The following is a 480-nucleotide window of genomic DNA, read 5'->3' on the forward strand; positions in this document are numbered from 1 at the left end:
TTCATGGATCTCCTCGGACTCCCCGCCGAACCCTGCTCCGGCGTTCTCGCCACGCACCGTAGTTGATGACGGAGTACATCGGTGTGGTCCATTCGCACCAGAGTAGGTCACGAATCGATTACGCTTATCGGCCTAATGGGTGTGCTTTCACTTCTTCCAGGTGACGGGGTCGTCCTGGTAGTCGCCTTCCCGGAAGACCACGCCGCCGACCTCCTCGCCGTCCTTGACGCCTTCGGTCTTGCAGGTCTCGTAGGTCGCACCCGCGGTCGTGAAGTTCTCCGGTGCGGACTCGCCTTTGCAGGCCGCGGTGCTGTTGGCCAGGATCACCTTGGTGCTCTTGCCGTTCGGGTCCACCGCGCGCACCGACACCGAAGTGTCCGAGAGGTCCGTGCCGGCGACGTTCTCGATCACCATCCGCACGTAGACCGGGAGCATTCCCTCGCCCTTGTTCTTGAACTCGGCGAGGTCTTCCTTCGGGCC

The 480-nt window shown here is 62.7% G+C and carries 1 pseudogene; it reads right to left on the reverse strand.

Features of this window, described 5'->3' with window-relative positions:
- Positions 1-147: 147 nt before the first annotated feature.
- Positions 148-480, reverse strand: a pseudogene (locus AVR91_RS41520) (hypothetical protein); the annotation flags it as partial.

The organism is Amycolatopsis keratiniphila subsp. keratiniphila (assembly GCF_001620365.2).
Taxonomy (GTDB): Bacteria; Actinomycetota; Actinomycetes; order Mycobacteriales; family Pseudonocardiaceae; genus Amycolatopsis; species Amycolatopsis keratiniphila.